15 protein-coding genes are annotated in these 16,233 nt (G+C 72.7%); 7 read left to right on the top strand and 8 right to left on the bottom strand.

Annotated elements, in window-relative coordinates:
- Positions 1-149 precede the first annotated feature (149 nt).
- The 3 genes from IW249_RS09900 to IW249_RS09890 all read left to right on the top strand — a co-directional run bounded on the left by IW249_RS09900 (position 150) and on the right by IW249_RS09890 (position 5,348).
- Positions 150-287, top strand: a complete 138-nt coding sequence (locus IW249_RS09900) for a hypothetical protein (protein ID WP_165435866.1) — start codon at positions 150-152, stop codon at positions 285-287.
- Between the two features lie 344 nt (positions 288-631).
- Positions 632-3,388: an LppU/SCO3897 family protein gene (locus IW249_RS09895; protein WP_196920461.1), complete on the top strand. Its 2,757-nt coding sequence runs from the start codon at positions 632-634 to the stop codon at positions 3,386-3,388.
- Between the two features lie 127 nt (positions 3,389-3,515).
- Complete coding sequence (locus IW249_RS09890) at positions 3,516-5,348, top strand: NHL domain-containing thioredoxin family protein (RefSeq protein WP_196920460.1); 1,833 nt, start codon at positions 3,516-3,518, stop codon at positions 5,346-5,348.
- 87 nt (positions 5,349-5,435) lie between these two features.
- Here the strand turns inward: IW249_RS09890 and IW249_RS09885 are convergent, their stop codons facing one another.
- From IW249_RS09885 to IW249_RS09875, 3 genes are read right to left on the bottom strand one after another with little or no spacing between them, the layout of a single operon-like run.
- Positions 5,436-6,185, bottom strand: a complete 750-nt coding sequence (locus IW249_RS09885; protein WP_196920459.1) for a LamB/YcsF family protein — start codon at positions 6,183-6,185, stop codon at positions 5,436-5,438.
- Positions 6,169-7,131: a 5-oxoprolinase subunit C family protein gene (locus tag IW249_RS09880; RefSeq protein WP_372433035.1), complete on the bottom strand. Its 963-nt coding sequence runs from the start codon at positions 7,129-7,131 to the stop codon at positions 6,169-6,171. The genes IW249_RS09885 and IW249_RS09880 overlap by 17 nt, the downstream gene beginning before the upstream one ends.
- Entirely contained in the window at positions 7,029-7,703 is a 675-nt protein-coding gene (locus IW249_RS09875; RefSeq protein ID WP_196920457.1) for a 5-oxoprolinase subunit B family protein, read from the bottom strand. Before IW249_RS09875 ends, IW249_RS09880 begins: the two co-directional genes overlap by 103 nt.
- A 107-nt stretch (positions 7,704-7,810) precedes the next feature.
- Between IW249_RS09875 and trhA the strand changes: the two genes are divergently transcribed.
- Positions 7,811-8,488 (top strand): PAQR family membrane homeostasis protein TrhA, encoded by a 678-nt coding sequence (gene trhA / locus IW249_RS09870; RefSeq protein ID WP_196920456.1) that lies wholly within the window; start codon positions 7,811-7,813, stop codon positions 8,486-8,488.
- Between the two features lie 558 nt (positions 8,489-9,046).
- Here trhA and IW249_RS09865 read toward each other — a convergent pair.
- Entirely contained in the window at positions 9,047-9,334 is a 288-nt protein-coding gene (locus tag IW249_RS09865; protein ID WP_196920455.1) for a DUF6458 family protein, read from the bottom strand.
- Between the two features lie 112 nt (positions 9,335-9,446).
- Here IW249_RS09865 and IW249_RS09860 point away from each other — a divergent pair, with 112 nt between their 5' ends.
- The gene (locus tag IW249_RS09860; RefSeq protein ID WP_196920454.1) at positions 9,447-10,004 is read left to right on the top strand and encodes a SixA phosphatase family protein; all 558 of its coding nucleotides are present in this window, start codon (positions 9,447-9,449) and stop codon (positions 10,002-10,004) included.
- A 56-nt stretch (positions 10,005-10,060) separates the two neighbouring features.
- Here IW249_RS09860 and IW249_RS09855 read toward each other — a convergent pair whose 3' ends face one another.
- From IW249_RS09855 to IW249_RS09840, 4 genes are all read right to left on the bottom strand, one after another.
- Entirely contained in the window at positions 10,061-10,330 is a 270-nt protein-coding gene (locus IW249_RS09855; protein WP_030487564.1) for a DUF6458 family protein, read from the bottom strand.
- Positions 10,331-10,541: 211 nt separating this feature from the next.
- Positions 10,542-12,398: an acyl-CoA dehydrogenase gene (locus IW249_RS09850; protein WP_196920453.1), complete on the bottom strand. Its 1,857-nt coding sequence runs from the start codon at positions 12,396-12,398 to the stop codon at positions 10,542-10,544.
- 129 nt (positions 12,399-12,527) lie between these two features.
- Entirely contained in the window at positions 12,528-13,652 is a 1,125-nt protein-coding gene (locus IW249_RS09845; protein ID WP_196924717.1) for a PP2C family protein-serine/threonine phosphatase, read from the bottom strand.
- A gap of 104 nt (positions 13,653-13,756) precedes the next feature.
- Entirely contained in the window at positions 13,757-14,386 is a 630-nt protein-coding gene (locus IW249_RS09840) for a septal ring lytic transglycosylase RlpA family protein (protein ID WP_196920452.1), read from the bottom strand.
- Between the two features lie 188 nt (positions 14,387-14,574).
- On the opposite strand from IW249_RS09840, the gene IW249_RS09835 reads away from it, so the two are divergent.
- Both IW249_RS09835 and IW249_RS09830 read left to right on the top strand, forming a co-directional pair.
- A complete protein-coding gene (locus IW249_RS09835) occupies positions 14,575-15,126 on the top strand; it encodes a phosphoribosyltransferase family protein (protein ID WP_196920451.1) in 552 nt (183 codons plus the stop codon).
- Between the two features lie 33 nt (positions 15,127-15,159).
- Positions 15,160-16,206 (top strand): questin oxidase family protein, encoded by a 1,047-nt coding sequence (locus tag IW249_RS09830; RefSeq protein WP_196920450.1) that lies wholly within the window; start codon positions 15,160-15,162, stop codon positions 16,204-16,206.
- The last annotated feature ends 27 nt before the right edge of the window (positions 16,207-16,233 follow it).

Raw genomic sequence — 16,233 nt, 5'->3', positions numbered from 1 at the left:
GCGACGGAACCGTGGGTCAGGGAGCCTCTTGACCTTTGATTGTTAGGCGGGTGTCCCAGCTCACCTAATAATCGATGGAATTTCGCCGGCTTCTGCTGTTGAATAGACACATCAGGGGCTGACAACCGAATAGCTAGGGGGACCCACCAATGAGCATGATCGAGCGAATCCGCAACCACCGCGACGCCACCCGCCGCGCCCGTGCCATCGAGCACGCGCTGCGCTCGGCGAACTCGCCGGCAGTTCGCGAGGAGATCCTCGTCATCGCCCAGCGTCACATGAGCTGACGCTCCACGACATTCCTCATCTCCTCCAGATCGATGGCCCACCCGGCCCACCGGGTGGGCCATCGGCGTTTCCCAGCCACCCACCACCGGGATTCCGCCCTGCCGCAGCGCCCGGTACGGTGGGCTTCGGTCGCCGCCCGCCGACCCGGCAGAGGCCGAGCCGACAGAAGCTGCTCGACACCAACCGGCCACGGTGAGTGACGGCCAGTGCTCCTTGGACGTGTCGTGCCAACACCCGATACCGTGCGGGGAGCCGGCACAGCGGTACGCCGGTGACGCCGGCAGCCACGCCGAGGAGACCGATCGGCGCCGGCGAGCCGACATGTGATGGAGGAGGCGCACCCATGACGTCCGAGGGCCCGCACCGCCCCGGCCAAGAGCCGGACGAGGTGTCACCGGGCGCCGGCGGACCGGCGCCGTACGGCGACCGCCCGGCGCAGCCGGACAACGGCCAGAACGCCGCCGGCCCCGACCTGGGCTGGGCACCCCCGCCCCCGACGCGGCCCAACCCGTCGACGCCGGCATGGGCGACCCAGTCCGAGCAGCCGCCGGCCCCCGCCTGGGGTGCCGCCGCCGCTCCGCAGCCCAACGACCCGGCGCAGCCCGCCTGGGCCGCGGGCGGTGGCGCGAGCGAGCCGCCGCAGCAGCAGCCCGGCGCGTGGCCCGGCAACGATGGCGCGCCGGCTCCGGCGCAGCCCGACCCCTGGGCCGCTCAGCAGCAGGGCTGGACGCCCGCCGAGCAGAGCCCGCCCACGCCGACCTGGACCCCGAACGCCCCTGCCGAGCAGCCGGACTGGGTGCAGGCCCAGCCGGCCGCGCGGGGCGCCGCGCAGGTTCCCCCGGCCACCGCCGCCTGGCCCGCCCAGGAGGACCCGGCCAACGGCTGGGGCGGCGCGGCGCAGGCCAACCCGCCCGCCGCTGACTGGCGCGGGGCCGAGTCTCCGCAGTCCGACGCACCGCAGGCTGCCGGCTGGTCCGGCGGCGCTCAGCAGGACCAGGCCGCCGGCAACGGCGGCTGGCCCGCCAGCGGCGCCGCCCAGGACGACCAGCCGGTGTGGACGCCGGCGGAGCAGTCGCCGCCGGCCTGGGGCCAGCCCGCCGAAGCAACCGAGCAGCCCGCCCCCGGCTGGGGTCAGGCCGCCCAGCCGAACGCGGCCCGTGGCGCCGCCCAGGTCCCGGCCCCGACGACGAACTGGCCCGCGCAGGACGACCCGGCCAACTCCGGCGGGTGGGCCGCGCAGCAGCAGCAGGCGCAGCCCGCTATGTGGAACGACGGCAGCGACGCGCGGCAGGACCAGCCCGCGCAGCCGGCCGCCTGGGGCGGCGCCGAGAGCCGTCCCCAGCAGCCCGACTGGGTGCTCGCCCAACCCGAGCAGCCGACCGAGCGGCCGGAGCAGGCGGGGTGGACCCCTGCCGAGCCGAGCAACCTCCCCGCCCGGGCCAGCGCCAGCGTGCCCACCAGCGGCGGCGCGCCCAACTGGGCAGCCAGCCCGGACAATGCCGTGCAGGGCAACTCCGGCGGCGCGCCGGAGGTCGAGCCGTGGGCGCCCGGTGAGGTGTGGGGTCGCGCGGAGGCCGAGGCTTCCGCCCAGTCCCGTGGGGGCTGGGAGGCGGACCGGGGCGAAGAGGCACCCGCCTACCAGCCCGGGCCCGCGCCGGGCATCTCCCCGGCCAACGCGGTGCCACTGCCTCCGCAGGAGCAGCGCGTCCCGGGTGCCAGCCTGGCTGCCGCCCCGCCGGCCGACTACGCGCCCCAGGCCCAGTTCGCACCGATCCCCGAGCAGCCCGCCTACGCCGAGCGGGAGACCCCGGACGCCGCCGCCCAGTACGGTGGCCACCCCGAGGACGTCTCAGTGAGTGGCGCTGTGGTGCCCGCCCCGCGTACCTCTCCGGAGTCCGGAGCGGGCCGCGCGGTCGTACCGGTGGCGGACGCCGAATCGGCAGCCGGCGCGGCGGCCCGGGCCACGGCGAGCGCTTCGGTGCCGCTGGCCAGCCGGGTGATGCCCCCGACCGACCAGGCGATCCGTCCGACCGGCACGGCCACCCCGCAACCCCGGGTGTACGGCCGCCCGGCTCGACCGGAGCCGGAGGCCGAGCCGGAGCCGGAGGCGTTCCAGGGCGACCCGGGCGCCGACCGCCAGGGTGCTCCGGACTGGCAGAACGACGCGCCACGGCAGGCCGCACCGGACTGGCAGAACGAGGGCCAGCGGCAGGCCGCACCCGACTGGCAGAGCGAGGGCCAGCGGCAGGCCGCACCCGACTGGCAGAACGAGGGCCAGCGGCAGATCACCCCGGACTGGCAGAACGACGCGCAGCGGCAGGCTGGGCCCGGCTGGGGCGGCGAGTCCCCTGCCGATCCGCGCTTCGACGACCGGCAGCCCGCGCCGAACGCGTTCAACGAGGCCCCGTCGGCACCGCCGGCGTTCCCACCCGGTGTGCCGTCCTTCGTCGACGCCCCGGGCAACAACAGGCCGGTGAACGGCACCCGGCCGCACGCCGGCGCCGAGCCACCGGCGGACCAGTTCGGCGGCCCCGGGTCCCCTGCCGCCGGTGCCGCCAGCGTGAACGGGACGGCGACCTTCGGTGCACCGAACTTCGGTGGCCCGGGCTCCGGCGAGCCGGGCTTCGGCGAGCCGGCGCCGGGCGGCGGCTTCCCGCCGTCGTTCCCGCCACCGTCGCACCCCGCGCCGTCCTGGGGCCAGGACGCCGGCCCGACGGACCAGGGCCGGTTCGACGCGTTCAAGCCGGACGCCGACGAGCCGAAGGTGGAGGCACCGACGCCGAAGGTACGCAACGGCCGGGTGCTGGCCGCGGTGCTGATCGCCGCAGTGCTCATCCTGGCGGTGCCGCTCGGCCTGCTGCTGCTGCTCGGCAAGGTCGGCAAGGATGACGCGCCGTCCTTCGACCCGGCGGTCGGCACCTGCGTGAAGCAGTCCGGGCAGGGCGGCGCCTCAGCGGCGGACTGCGGCGAGGCGGGCGCGTTCACGATCGTCTCGAAGGTCGACGCCAAGGAGAAGTGCACCGACACGACGCAGCCCCACGTGGTGCTGCCGGGTGAGGGCACCAACCGGGTGCTCTGCCTGAAGCCGGCCACGAAGTAGCTCCACCGACGGCGGGGTCACGGGCAACCGTGGCTCCGCCGTCGTCGTACCCGCAGGTGGTGTCGGCCACCACCAAATCTCGCCCCCTCCGGCCGGACGCGGGCCGATGGTCAGGCACGATGGGTGCATGAGCGCACGAGTACGGGCTCCCGAACTGCGCGGTCGGGGCTGGCTGAACACCGGTGGACGCGACCTCAAGCTCGCCGACCTTCGCGGCAAGATCGTCATCGCGGATTTTTGGACGTTCTGCTGCATCAACTGCCTGCACGTGCTCGACGAGTTGCGCCCGTTGGAGGAGAAGTACGGCGACGTGCTCGTCGTGATCGGCGTGCACTCGCCGAAGTTCGAGCACGAGAAGGACGCCGACGCGCTCGCCGCCGCCGTGGAGCGGTACGGGGTACACCACCCCGTACTCGACGATCCCGAGCTGGAGATGTGGCAGCAGTACGCGGCCCGGGCCTGGCCGACCCTGTCGGTGATCGACCCCGAGGGTTACGTGGTGGCGACCATGGCCGGCGAGGGGCACGCCGAGGGGCTGGCCCGCCTCATCGACGAGTTGGTCGCCACCCACGAGGCCAAGGGCACCCTGCACCGGGGGGACGGCCCGTACGTTCCGCCGCCGGCACCGGAGACTGCGCTGCGTTTCCCGGGTAAGGCGCTGCTGCTGCCGAACGGCAACCTGCTGGTCTCGGACTCGGCCCGACACTCCCTGGTCGAGGTCGACCCGGACGGTGAGACGCCGGTGCGTCGGATCGGCTCGGGTGAGCGGGGTCGGGTGGACGGCCCTGCCGCCGCGGCGACGTTCTCCGAACCGCAGGGCGTGTGCCTGCTGCCCACGCACGTCGCCGAGGTGGCCGGTTACGACCTGGTGGTGGCCGACACTGTCAACCACCTGCTGCGCGGCGTACGACTGGAGTCCGGCGAGGTGGTCACCGTGGCCGGCAGTGGGCGGCAGTGGCGCGCCTCGGTCGACGACCACGCCCACGACGCGCTCGCCGTCGACCTCTCCTCGCCGTGGGACCTGGCCTGGTACGACGACAAGCTGATCATCGCGATGGCCGGTATCCACCAGCTCTGGTGGTTCGACCCGATCAAGCGGACCGCCGGGATGTACGCCGGCACCACCGTGGAGGCGCTGCGCGACGGCCCGCTGGCCGAGGCGTGGATGGCCCAGCCGTCAGGGCTCTCCGTCTCCGCCGACGGCACCCGGCTCTGGGTGGCCGACAGCGAGACCAGTTCGATCCGGTACGTCGAGAACGGTGTACTGGGCACCGCCGTCGGGCAGGGCCTGTTCGACTTCGGGCACGTGGACGGTCCGGCGGAGACCGCGCTGCTCCAGCACCCGCTGGGTGTGTGCGCGTTGCCGGACGGCTCGGTGCTGATCGCGGACACGTACAACGGCGCGGTGCGCCGCTTCGACCCGGCCAGCAACCAGGTGTCCACAGTCGCCGACGGGTTGGCGGAGCCGAGCGACCTGGTGCTCACCCCGTCCGGTGAGGTGCTGGTGGTGGAGTCCGCCGCGCACCGGTTGACCCGGCTCGCGCCGGGTGCCCTGTCGGCGGCGGGTGCCAGCACTGTGGACGGGCCCCGGCACCGCACCGAGCGCAAGCCGACCGACGTCGCGGCCGGCGAGGTCACCCTGGACATCGTCTTCACCCCGGCGCCGGGGCAGAAGCTGGACGAGACGTACGGGCCGTCGACCCGCCTGGTGGTTTCCGCGTCCCCGCCGGAGCTGCTGGTGGACGGCGCCGGAACGGGCACCGAGTTGTCCCGCCGGCTGGTGCTCAACGGTGAGGTCACCGGAGGGGTGCTCCAGGTGACCGCCCAGGCGGCGACCTGTGACGCGGACGTCGAGCACGCGGCGTGCCACCTGACCCGGCAGGACTGGGGCGTACCGGTCCGGGTGGTCGACGGCGCCGTGACCCGACTGCCGCTGGTGCTCCGCGGCCTGGACGCGTGACGCGTGCTCCGCGGCCTGGACGCGTGACGCGTGCTCCGCGGCCTGGGCGCGTGACGTGATCGGAGGGGCCCGCCGGGGCCCCTCCGATCAGGCGAACGGGGCCAGTGTGATGTCGGCGTCGATCAGGGAGGCGCGGACGAGTTCGGCGGCGGAGACCGCGCCCGGGGTGTCCCCGTGCACGCAGATCGAGTCGACCGAGCAGGGGATCACGGTGCCGTCGACAGCCACCACGCTGCGTTCGGTGGCCATCCGCGCCGCCCGTTCGGCCACCTGCTCCGGGTCGGTGATCACCGCGCCGGGGGTGCCGCGCGGCATCAGAGCCCCGTTGGGCAGGTAGGCGCGGTCGGCGAAGGCCTCGGCGACCACCGGCAGACCCGCGCCGACGGCCAGTTGGGCGAGCGTCGAGCCGGGCAGGCAGAGCACGGGCAGCTCGGGGTCGTAATCGGTGACTGCGGCGACCACCGCCGCTGCCTGGGACTCGTCGGTGCTGGCCGCGTGGTACAGCGCGCCGTGCGGCTTCAGGTAGCGGACCCGGGTGCGGAACAGCCGGCAGAACGCGTCCAGCGCCCCCAACTGGTAGGTCACCTCGTCGCGTAGCTCGGCGAAGTCGTACGCGATGTGCCGCCGGCCGAAGCCGGCCAGGTCGCGGTAGCCGACCTGCGCGCCCACCGCGACCCCGCGTCGCGCGGCGCCCTCGCAGACCCGCCGCATGGTGGACGGGTCGCCGCCGTGGAAGCCGCAGGCGACGTTGGCGGAGGTGACGAGGCTCAGCAGCGCCTCGTCGTCGCCGAGTCGCCAGATGCCGAATCCCTCGCCGAGGTCAGCGTTGAGGTCCATGGAATCTGACGGTAGTACCTGGCCGGGCCTGCGCGAGCGCTGTCACGTCGGTGACCACCCCGATGACGGGGTATCCACCGGTGGTCGGGTGATCGGCGAGGAAGATCAGGGGTTGTCCGTCGGCGGGCACCTGCACCGCGCCGAGCACGATGCCCTCGCTGGGGAGTTCGCCGGCGACCGCGCGGGGCAGGGCCGCGCCGGCGAGCCGCGCGCCGACCCGGTTGCTCACCGGGCTGATGGTGTACGCGCTGCCGAAGAGCCTGTCGAACGCGATAGGCGTGAACCAGTCCTCGCGAGGACCGGGGCCCAGCAGCAGACGCAGCTCCTCAGGCGGCGTGGGGCTCACGGTCAGGTCCACCGGTGCGGGTGAGTCGACCGGCTCGCCGAGCGGCAGTTGGTCGCCGTCGCGCAACGGAGCCGGGCCGAGCCCGGAGAGGGTGTCGGTGGACCGGCTGCCGAGCACCGGTGACACGTCGATACCGCCCGCCACCGCCAGCCAACTCCGTACGCCCCGCCGGGCGGGACCGATCCGCAGCACCGTCCCGGCCGGCACGCTGAGCGGACGACCGGTGTCACCGGGCCGAACGCCCGCCTGGATCGGGACCTCGGCGCCGGTGACCGCCACCGTGGTGGCCCGGGTCAGCCGCAGCGTGCAACCGGTCAGGGTGATCTCCAGGCCGGCCGCGTGCTCCGGATTGCCGACCAGTCGGTTGGCCAGCCGCAGGGCGGCCGGGTCGAGGGCACCGGACCGGGGTACGCCCAGGTGCGCGCAGCCGGGCCGGCCCAGGTCCTGCACTGTGGTGAGCGCGCCGGCGCGGAGCACCTCGATGGTGGCCGGGTGGGTCACGCCGCCACCATCCGGACCGTACGGCCCGGGCCGAGTCGGGCCGGCGGGTCGGCGGTCACGTCGAACAGCACCAGGTCGGTCCGACCGACCAGCTGCCAGCCGCCCGGCGACGCGCCCGGATAGATGCCGGCGTACGGGCCGGCCAGCGCGACCGAGCCGGCCGGCACCCGGGGGCGGGGCGTGGCCAGCCGGGGCAGCGCCAACTCGGCGGGCAATCCGGTCAGGTAGGGGAAGCCGGGGGCGAAGCCGCAGAAGGCGACCCGGAAGCGGGTGCTGGTCAACCGGTGCCGCACCGCCGCCGCGTCCACGCCCCAGTGCTCCGCCACCGCCGGCAGGTCCGGCCCGTCGAAGGTGACCGGTACGACCACGTCGGCTCCGCGGTCGGTGTCGTCCTGGGTTTTGGCTTCGTCGTTGGCGTCAGCGTGGGTGGTTGCGGCGGCGACGGCGGGCGCCCACCGGCTCAGCTGTCGGGCGGTGGTGGTCGGGTCGGGCAGGCCGTCGAGCAGCACGGTCCGGGCCGCCGGCACGATCTCGACGGCGATCAGGTCGCCGTGCTCCCGGCGCCGCCACAGCTCGGCCCGCCACGCTTCGACAAGCTCGGCCTCGGGCATGTCGGCGGGGGCGGTGCAGTCGAGTAGCAGGGCGTGCGCCCCGACGGGTCGGATCCGCATCCGCTCATCCTCGCCGATGTCGTCGCGATCCGGTGTTCACGATGACGGTGCCGGGTGTCACCAACGCCACTACTTACAAGTAACCTACGGTGCCGTAACCTGACTGGGTGACCACCTCCGCCCCGCTTCGCCTGAAGCCGGTCGACATCGGTAAGCCCCGGATGCGCGGCTGGCTACACACGTACGCCTTCTTCGTCGCAGTGGTGTGCGGCATCGTGCTCTGCTCGATCGCCGCCACCCGACCGGGGTGGGCACCCCTGGTGAGCTGTGTCATCTACAGCCTGACGGTCTGCGGGCTCTTCGGCACGAGCGCGCTGTACCACCGTCGAGTGTGGTCAGAGCGCGGCTACCAGGTGATGCGCCGGATGGACCACTCGATGATCTTCGTGTTCATCGCCGGCACCTACACGCCGCTCTGCGTGATGCTGCTCGCGCCCCGGCCGGCCACAGTGATGCTGGCCCTGGTCTGGGGCGGTGCGCTGGCCGGCGTGGCCGTCAAGGTGGTCTGGCCGCACGCGCCGCGCTGGGTGTCCGCGCCGCTCTACCTGGCGCTGGGCTGGGTGGCGGTGGCCATGCTGCCGGAGATCCTGCACGGTGGCGGCGTCGCGGCGCTGGTGCTGCTGATCGTCGGCGGCGCGATCTACAGCATCGGGGCGGTCTTCTACGCGTTGCGCCGGCCCAATCCGTGGCCGACCGTCTTCGGCCACCACGAGTTCTTCCACGCCTGCACGCTGCTGGCGGCGCTCTGCCACCACATCGCGATCTACTTCGCGCTGTTCGCCTGACCCAACCAGCCGGGGCGCGGGTGCGGCCCACAGCGGCCGGCACGCAGGTGCGGCCCAAAACGGCCGAGGCGCGGGCGCGCCCACAACGGCCAGGACGAGGACGCGGCCCACAGCCGGCACGCAGGCGCGGCCAACGCACGCAGCGCGGCGCGAACCCACCCCGGCCACCTGGTCCGGAACGCCGCTCGGCGAGAGACCCAACGCCGGCAGCCGCCTTGATCGTGCTCGATCAAGGATGTAGTGCCCTCGCTCGCACCCCGGGACCCCTATTTCCTGGATCGAGCACGATCTTCGCCAATCGCCGTCCCGAGACCGGACCGGCACCTCAAGATCCGCGCAACTTCGGGGAAACTGCTGCCTCAACGCGCCTTCAGGCAGCAGTTTCCCCGAAAGTGCGCGGATCTTGACGGGGTGGCGGGGTGGCGGGGTGGTGTCGCGCACGCGCCAGACCAAGGCACACGAGCCGGGCGCACACGCACGGCGCGCACACGCGAGCTGGGTACAGACGCGAGCCGGGGCCCCGCGACGCTGCGGGACCCCGGAGTCGGTAAGCGAGGATCAGACCGGTCGGCCCGGCCGACGCACCTCGCGGTACTCCTGCATGACCTGGTTGTCCTGGACCGGCACGACCCGGTCGGCCACCACGCGCTCCTCGCGTACCGGCGCGGCGACCACGGTGCGCCGGCGACTGTTCCAGAAGTAGAGGGTGGTGATGAGGCCGGCGACGCCCGCCAGCATCAGCACCCAGCCGACCACGGCCAGGTCCAGCCAGCCCAGGTCCGCCTCCACTGCGAACGCGAAGATCGCGCCTAACGCGATCAAGAAGATGCTGCCACCAATGCCCATGTCTCGCTCCTCGGCTCTAACCTGGCGTACGTCGCGCCGCGGCCGTCGGTAGGGGTGCGGCATCCATCGACTTACCCAGGCACGGAGATCGCCAATCGGGCAAGCTGGGGGCATGACGGACGCCGACCCCGACACACGGACACTGGTGTTGCTGCGGCACGCCAAGGCCGAGCAGGGCAGCGACGCGGCGGACGACGCCGAGCGGCCGCTGAGCGCACGCGGGAACGCCGACGCGGCTGCGGCGGGGGCCTGGTTGGCGCATCACGGGCTGCTGCCCGACGTGGTGATCTGCTCGACGGCCCGTCGCACCCGGCAGACCTGGCACGGCGTGGCGATGGGGATGACCGGTTCACCCCCGGAGGGCGGGCCGACCGGTCCTCGCCCGACCGTCCGTTACGAGCCGGGCGCGTACGACGCCCACCCCGAGGAGTTGTTGTCGCTGGTCCGCACCGTGGACCCGGCGGCCCGCACCGCGTTGCTCATCGCCCACAACCCGGGCATATCGCTGCTCTCCGCGCTCCTCGATCCCGACGGAGCCAACGATGAGGAACTGCGTACCGACGAGGGGTTGCGCACCGCCGAGCTGGCGGTGCACCGCTGCCCACTCGGCTGGGCGGAGTTGAGCAGGGCGGGAGCGCCGCTCACGGCCCGACACACCGCACGCGACTGAGCCACCCGCCGACGAGCGGCGGGTGGCTCAGGGGTACGCGTCCAGGTCGTGTGAGATCAGGACGGCGGCGCTGTCGGTGGCGGCGGGTCCGGCGGTGGCGGCATCATCGCCGTCGGATGAGACAGCCGGTTCTCCTCCACGATGAGGGTTCGGGCCCGCTTGCGCCGGTCCTGCCAGAACCAGACAGTGGTCAGCAGTACGGCAAGCCCGGCCAGGATGAACACCCAGCCGACGGCGCGTACGTCGATCCACCAGACGTTGGCTCTCAGCGCGAAGGTCAGGATCGCGCCGATCGCGATGAGAAAAATGCCGCTTCCTACACCCATGTGCGCTGCACTCCCCCGTGCGGTGGCTCTGGGCGTTCCCTTTCGAGGTCATGCGACGGTTACCCGCCACGTCAGCGGCATACCCGGCCGGGCTCGGCCAATACGTGTCGTCGCCACTGTGGGACGGCGACGGCCGGTGGGGCGGAGGCCCCACCGGCCGTCACGGTGCCGGGTGGTGCGACCCGGAACCGTCAAAGTCGCCGTGACAGCCTCAGAAGGCCTCCTCCGGGAGGTCCATGATGTCGAGGTCGGCACCCTCGATGATCCGCCGGTCGGCGCCGATGCGGGGCAGCACCTCACGGGCGAAGAAGCGGGCGGCGGCCACCTTGCCGGTGTAGAACGCCTTGTCGCTGGCGGAGACCTCGCCGGCCAGCGCCTTCAGCGCCACCTCGGCCTGCCGCTGGAGCAGCCAGCCGACCACCAGGTCGCCGATGGCCAGCAGGAACCGCCGGCTGCTCAGCCCGACCTTGTAGAGGGCGCGGGTGTCGCCGCCCTGCGCCTCGCCCAGCCAGCCGGTCATCACACCGAGGATGTTCTGCACCTCGCCGAGCGCCTTGCCGAGCGCCTGCCGCTCCTCCTTGAGCTGGCCGTTGCCCGCCTCGGAGGAGATGAACTCCTGGATCTCGCCGGCGACCGCCATGAGGGCCTTGCCGTTGTCCCGAACGATCTTGCGGAAGATCAGGTCCAGGCTCTGGATGGCGGTGGTGCCCTCGTACAGGGTGTCGATCTTGGCGTCCCGGACGTACTGCTCCAGCGGGTAGTCCTGGAGGAAGCCGGAGCCGCCGAAGGTCTGCAGGGCCTCGTGCCCGAGCATCTCGTACGCCCGCTCCGAACCGACGCCCTTGACCAGCGGCAGCAGCAGGTCGTTGACCCGCTTGGCCAGCTTGGTGGCCTTCTCGTCGCCGGCCGCCTCGGCGATGGCGACCTTGTCCTGCCAGGTGGCCGTGTAGAGGACCAGGGCACGCAGGCCCTCGGCGTACGACTTCTGCAGCAGCAGCGAGCGGCGCACGTCCGGGTGGTGGGTGATGGTGACCCGGGGCGCGGTCTTGTCCGCCTGCTGGATCAGGTCGGCGCCCTGCACCCGGTTCTTCGCGTACTCCAGGGCGTTCAGGTAGCCGGTGGAGAGGGTGGCGATGGCCTTAGTGCCGACCAGCATCCGGGCGTACTCGATGATCATGAACATCTGCCGGATGCCGTCGTGCTTGTCGCCCAGCAGCCAGCCCTTGGCCGGTACGCCGTGCTCGCCGAAGGTCAACTCGCAGGTGTTGGAGACCTTCAGGCCCATCTTGTGCTCGACGTTGGTGGTGTAGACGCCGTTGCGCTCACCCAGCTCGCCGGTGGTCTCGTCGAAGTGGAACTTCGGCACCACGAAGAGCGACAGACCCTTGGTGCCGGGGCCACCGACGCCCTCCACGCCCACCGGGCGGGCCAGCACGTAGTGCACGATGTTGTCGCTCAGGTCGTGCTCACCCGAGGTGATGAAGCGCTTGACGCCCTCGATGTGCCAGCTGCCGTCCGGCTGCTGGATGGCACGGGTGCGGCCGGCGCCCACGTCCGAGCCGGCGTCCGGCTCGGTGAGCACCATCGTGGAGCCCCACTGCTTGTCGATGAAGAGCTTGGCCCACAGCTTCTGCCGCTCGGTGCCCTCGACGTGCAGCACGTGCGCGAAGGACGGGCCGGACGCGTACATCCAGATCGGGGCGTTCGAGCCGAGCACCAGCTCGGCGAGGGCCCACCAGAGGGCGCGCGGCGCGTTGGTGCCGCCCAGGTGCGGGGGCAGGTCCAGGCGCCAGAACTCGGAGTCCATGAATGCCTGGTAGGACTTCTTGAACGACTCCGGGAGCGGCGCGGTGTGCGTGGCCGGGTCGAACACCGGCGGGTTGCGGTCGCTGTCCGTGTAGCTGGCGGCCAGGTCCTCGCGAGCGAGGCGATCAAGCTCGGAGAGGAAACTGCGGGCGGTGTCGGCGTCGAGTTCGGAGTACGGTTCCTGGCCGAACGCCTGGTCCGCCCCGAAGACCTCGAACAGGTTGAACTCAAGGTCCCGCAGGTTGCTCTTGTAGTGGGTCATGCTCGCTGGCCCCGCTTCCGGACAGGTGTTACCGATCAGTAACCCCGACTGTATTACTCGCGGGTAGGCAGCGACAAGCGGGTCACCCAAGTGACGGCGATTACACACCTGCGGGCGCAGCCCGGCGGCTCAGCTCTCGGCGGCACCGACCTCCCAGCTCGGGACGGCCACCGCGGCACCGGCACCGGCGCCGACGTACTCCATGAGAACCAGCGCGATGTCGTCGTCGAGCCGACCGTGCACCCACTCGACCAGGGCGGTCTCCAGCGACGCCAGCCCGTCGGCGACGGTGCCGTGGCCGAGCAGTCGCCAGGCCCGGTCGGCGGTGGGGAAGAACTCGCCGTCCCGCCGCGCCTCGCCGAGGCCGTCGGTGAACAACAGCAGCCGGTCCCCGGGCTCCAGGCGTTCGACCCGGGGGCGGACCACAGGCATGAACCCGAGCGGAGGCGCCGGGGCCGGCGGTTCCAGCGGGATCACCGCGCCCCGCCGCAGCAGCAGCGGCGGCGGATGCCCGCAGTTGACGATCGTGAGGGTGCCGCCACGCTCCTCGACCAGTGCCGCCGTGACGAAGTCTTCGTCGCCGACGTTGCGGGCCACCGCGCGGTCCAGGTCGGCGACGACGGCCCGCAGGTCGGCCCGCTCGTACGCCACGTGCCGGTAGGAACCAAGGACGATGCTGGCCAGCCGGACCGCGTCCAGGCCTTTGCCCCGCACATCACCGATGATCATGCGGACGCCGTAGGGGGTGTCGATCGCCTCGTACAGGTCGCCGCCGATCTCGGCCGTCGCTGTGGAGGAGATGTAGCGGCCGGCGACCGAGAGCGTGCCGACCTGCGGGCCGAGGGGGCGCAACACCGCCTGCTGGGCCACTGCGGCGAGCTTGGTCAGCTCGACGATCCGCTCGGCCTGCCGCTGCCGAACCCACGCCACCGCCACGGCCAACGCGGTGACGAGCGCGACCGCGACAACGTCGACCGAGGTGACCAACGAGACCTTCGGCGCGACCAGTGCGAAGCCGATGCCGATCACTGTCGCCGCGACGCCCACCCCCAGGACCACCAGCCAGGACGCCAGGGCGGCGGCGAGAACCGGCGCGGCCGCCAGGAGCGCGACGTAGTGCACCTTCCGGCCGTCCGCCGCCTCCACCGCCGACACGATCGCGAGCAGAACGAGGGCCGCGCCGAGGCCGGCGCGGGATCCGGGGCTCAGCGGGCGACGGCCCGACTGGAGGAGTCGCGTGGGTACGAGGGACAGTTTGCCTGATCCACGTGAACCGGTGAATGAACCTGACCCGTCGTCCGAGGAGGTTCTGTCCGGCCGGCCCAGTCGGCCGGCCGAATCGGCGTCGCCCGTCCCGCTCAGCCGAGGACCTCGTAGCGGACGGTGAGCGCGCCCACGTCGACCGAGGCGATGGTGGCGAAGGCGGCGCGGGAGAGGTCCAGGCAGCGGCCGTCGATGAACGGGCCCCGGTCGTTGATCCGCACCGTCACCGACTTGCCGTTGGCCGGGTTGGTCACCCGGACCTTGGTGTTGAACGGCAGGGTCTTGTGCGCGGCGGTCAGCGCATCCGGATTGAACGACTCGCCGTTGGCGGTGAGCTGCCCGTCGGAGTAGAACGAGGCGCCGCACGAGCCGCTCTCCAGCACCTTCGCCGCGGCCGTGGTCTTCCTGGCGGTCGGCTTCGGCTTCGGCGACGAGGTGCGCTCCTTGCCCCGGGAGGCGGCCTGCGGCGACCGGGTCGCCGACGGGCTGGTGGTCACGCTCGGCGAGGCGCTGACGCTCGGGGAGACGGCTGGGGAGCTGGGGGCGAGGCTGCTCGCGGTGGTCGGGGTGAGGTCGAGGGCCGTCTGCCCCGTCTGGTCGGAGCCGGAGACCAGCTGCACGGCACCGACAGTGCCCCCGACGGCGAGGGCGACGCCGACCGCCGCGGTGGCCACGATGCCCGCCGGGGAGGAGAAGATGCGGGTACGGGAGTGCTTGCCTGCCACCGGCCCGGTCCTTTCGTCGTCTGAACAAACCGGGTCGGACCGTAACGAGAGAAGTACTTCCGAAGTCAACGTGATCATGGTGGTATGCCCGTATTTGCACAGGTACGTGTAGCCGATCATCCGAGCCGGGGTGGGCCGGGTGGCCCGGGGTGCCGCCACTCCCACCGCGCGTGCCGCAGGATGGGCGGATGCCCGCCGACCTGACCGAACGCCTGGCCACCCTGTTCCAGTGGATCGACCCCGGCCCGGACACCAGTCACCTGGTCAGCGACATCTCCGGTTGGTGGCGGGACCCGGCGGTGCTGGCCGAGCTGGGACCGGCCCTGGTGGCACCGTACCGGGCCGCCCGACCGACTGTGGTGCTGGCCCCGGCCGTCACCGGGCTGCTACTCGGGCCGTTGGCCGCCACCGCCCTCGGGGTCGGTTTCGTGGCCGCCCACAAACACGGTGACGGGCGCCTGCCGGCCGGGCCGCTCACCTGGGCGCAGACCCCACCGGACTACCGGGGCCGGCGGGTCGACCTCGCCGTACGGGACCGGCACCTCGGCCCCGACGACCGGGTGCTGGTGGTGGACGACTGGGTGCGTACCGGCGCGCAGCTACGCGCCCTCTACGACATCTGCGCCGTACGCGGTGCCGAGGTGCTGGGCACCGCCGTGGTGGCCGTGGACTGCCCGCCCGACGTCGCCGCCGACCTCCGGATCACCGGCCTGATCGACGCCGCGGATCTGCCGACTTGACCTGAAGCAAGGTTCAACACCGACGATCGGCCGATGAGTGACGGAGTTCTCGACGAGGCGTACGAGCGGCTGCACCGCACCGGCCCCGAATATCAGGGCTGGCTCTCCAACCACGGGCCGATGGCCGTCGAGGCGTTGGTCCGACACGGGCACCCACACCGGGTGCACCGCTGGCTCGACGACTACCTCGGCCGCCTCGACGAGCTGCCCCGAGGGCTGCACCCGATCGACGACTGGCGGGCGGCGCTGGGCGATCCGAAGCGCGCCGGTGACTGGCTGGCCTACTTCGACAGACAACTGCGCGAACACCCGTGGCGTGCTGTCCTCGGCACCTGGTGGCCCCGGCTGCTGCCGGGCATCGCCGCCGGCGCCACGCACGGTGTGATCCGGGTCGGGCACGCCGTCCGCGCACTCGAACCGGACGACGAGAACCGGCAGCGGCTCACCGAGCTGGGCCAGGCCCTCGGCTACTGGGCGGCCCGCTGGCAGCCGATCCCCGGTACCGACCAGCTGCTCGCCGGCGAGACGGACCGGTCGGACACCGACGACCTCGACGTGGCGGCCGCGCTGGCCGGGCTGCCCCGGATCGACGACCAGACCGGAGGCGTCCGGGATCGGCTAAACCAGCTGCCGGGCGTACCCCGATGGGAGCAGGCCCTCGCGACGCTGCGGCCCGTGCGGAGCCCGGCCGAGGCGGAGCGCGGGCTCACCACGCTGGTGCACCGGGCCGGCCTGGACTACCTGCGCTTCGGACACGCCGCACCGGTCATGCTGGTACACGCGGTCACCGCGCCGACCGCCGTCCTGCGTACCCTGCCGGCACTGGACCGGGATCTGTGGGCGCCGAGCCTCGCCGCGGCCTGGGCCGCGACGGCGGCCATGACCTCCGTGTACGCCCCAGCCGACGGCATCGCGCCACCGACAGTGACCCCCGCGACGCCGGCGGAGGTCTTCGCCCGCGCGGCCCGACACGGCGACGAGCACGTGGTCAAGCTGGCCGACGCGATCCTCGACGCGTACGCGGTCAGTGGTGACGACCGGCTCCTCACCGCACCCGGCTACGCCGGCCAGCTGATCTGAGCGCGGCGACGGGTATTGCGGCGGCGG

It is taken from the genome of Micromonospora vinacea (assembly GCF_015751785.1).
Lineage (GTDB): Bacteria > Actinomycetota > Actinomycetes > Mycobacteriales > Micromonosporaceae > Micromonospora > Micromonospora vinacea.
Note: the sequence above shows the minus strand (reverse complement) of the source record. Positions and strands in the feature narration are given on the sequence as shown.

What these genes read in the sequence shown, in the direction of transcription:
- IW249_RS09900 (WP_165435866.1), top strand. Translation starts at nt 150, where the DNA reads ATGAGCATGATCGAGCGAATCCGCAACCACCGCGACGCCACCCGCCGC.
- IW249_RS09895 (WP_196920461.1), top strand. Translation starts at nt 632, where the DNA reads ATGACGTCCGAGGGCCCGCACCGCCCCGGCCAAGAGCCGGACGAGGTG.
- IW249_RS09890 (WP_196920460.1), top strand. Translation starts at nt 3,516, where the DNA reads ATGAGCGCACGAGTACGGGCTCCCGAACTGCGCGGTCGGGGCTGGCTG.
- IW249_RS09885 (WP_196920459.1), bottom strand. Translation starts at nt 6,185, where the DNA reads ATGGACCTCAACGCTGACCTCGGCGAGGGATTCGGCATCTGGCGACTC.
- IW249_RS09875 (WP_196920457.1), bottom strand. Translation starts at nt 7,703, where the DNA reads ATGCGGATCCGACCCGTCGGGGCGCACGCCCTGCTACTCGACTGCACC.
- IW249_RS09865 (WP_196920455.1), bottom strand. Translation starts at nt 9,334, where the DNA reads ATGGGCATTGGTGGCAGCATCTTCTTGATCGCGTTAGGCGCGATCTTC.
- IW249_RS09860 (WP_196920454.1), top strand. Translation starts at nt 9,447, where the DNA reads ATGACGGACGCCGACCCCGACACACGGACACTGGTGTTGCTGCGGCAC.
- IW249_RS09855 (WP_030487564.1), bottom strand. Translation starts at nt 10,330, where the DNA reads ATGGGTGTAGGAAGCGGCATTTTTCTCATCGCGATCGGCGCGATCCTG.
- IW249_RS09850 (WP_196920453.1), bottom strand. Translation starts at nt 12,398, where the DNA reads ATGACCCACTACAAGAGCAACCTGCGGGACCTTGAGTTCAACCTGTTC.
- IW249_RS09835 (WP_196920451.1), top strand. Translation starts at nt 14,575, where the DNA reads ATGCCCGCCGACCTGACCGAACGCCTGGCCACCCTGTTCCAGTGGATC.
- IW249_RS09830 (WP_196920450.1), top strand. Translation starts at nt 15,160, where the DNA reads ATGAGTGACGGAGTTCTCGACGAGGCGTACGAGCGGCTGCACCGCACC.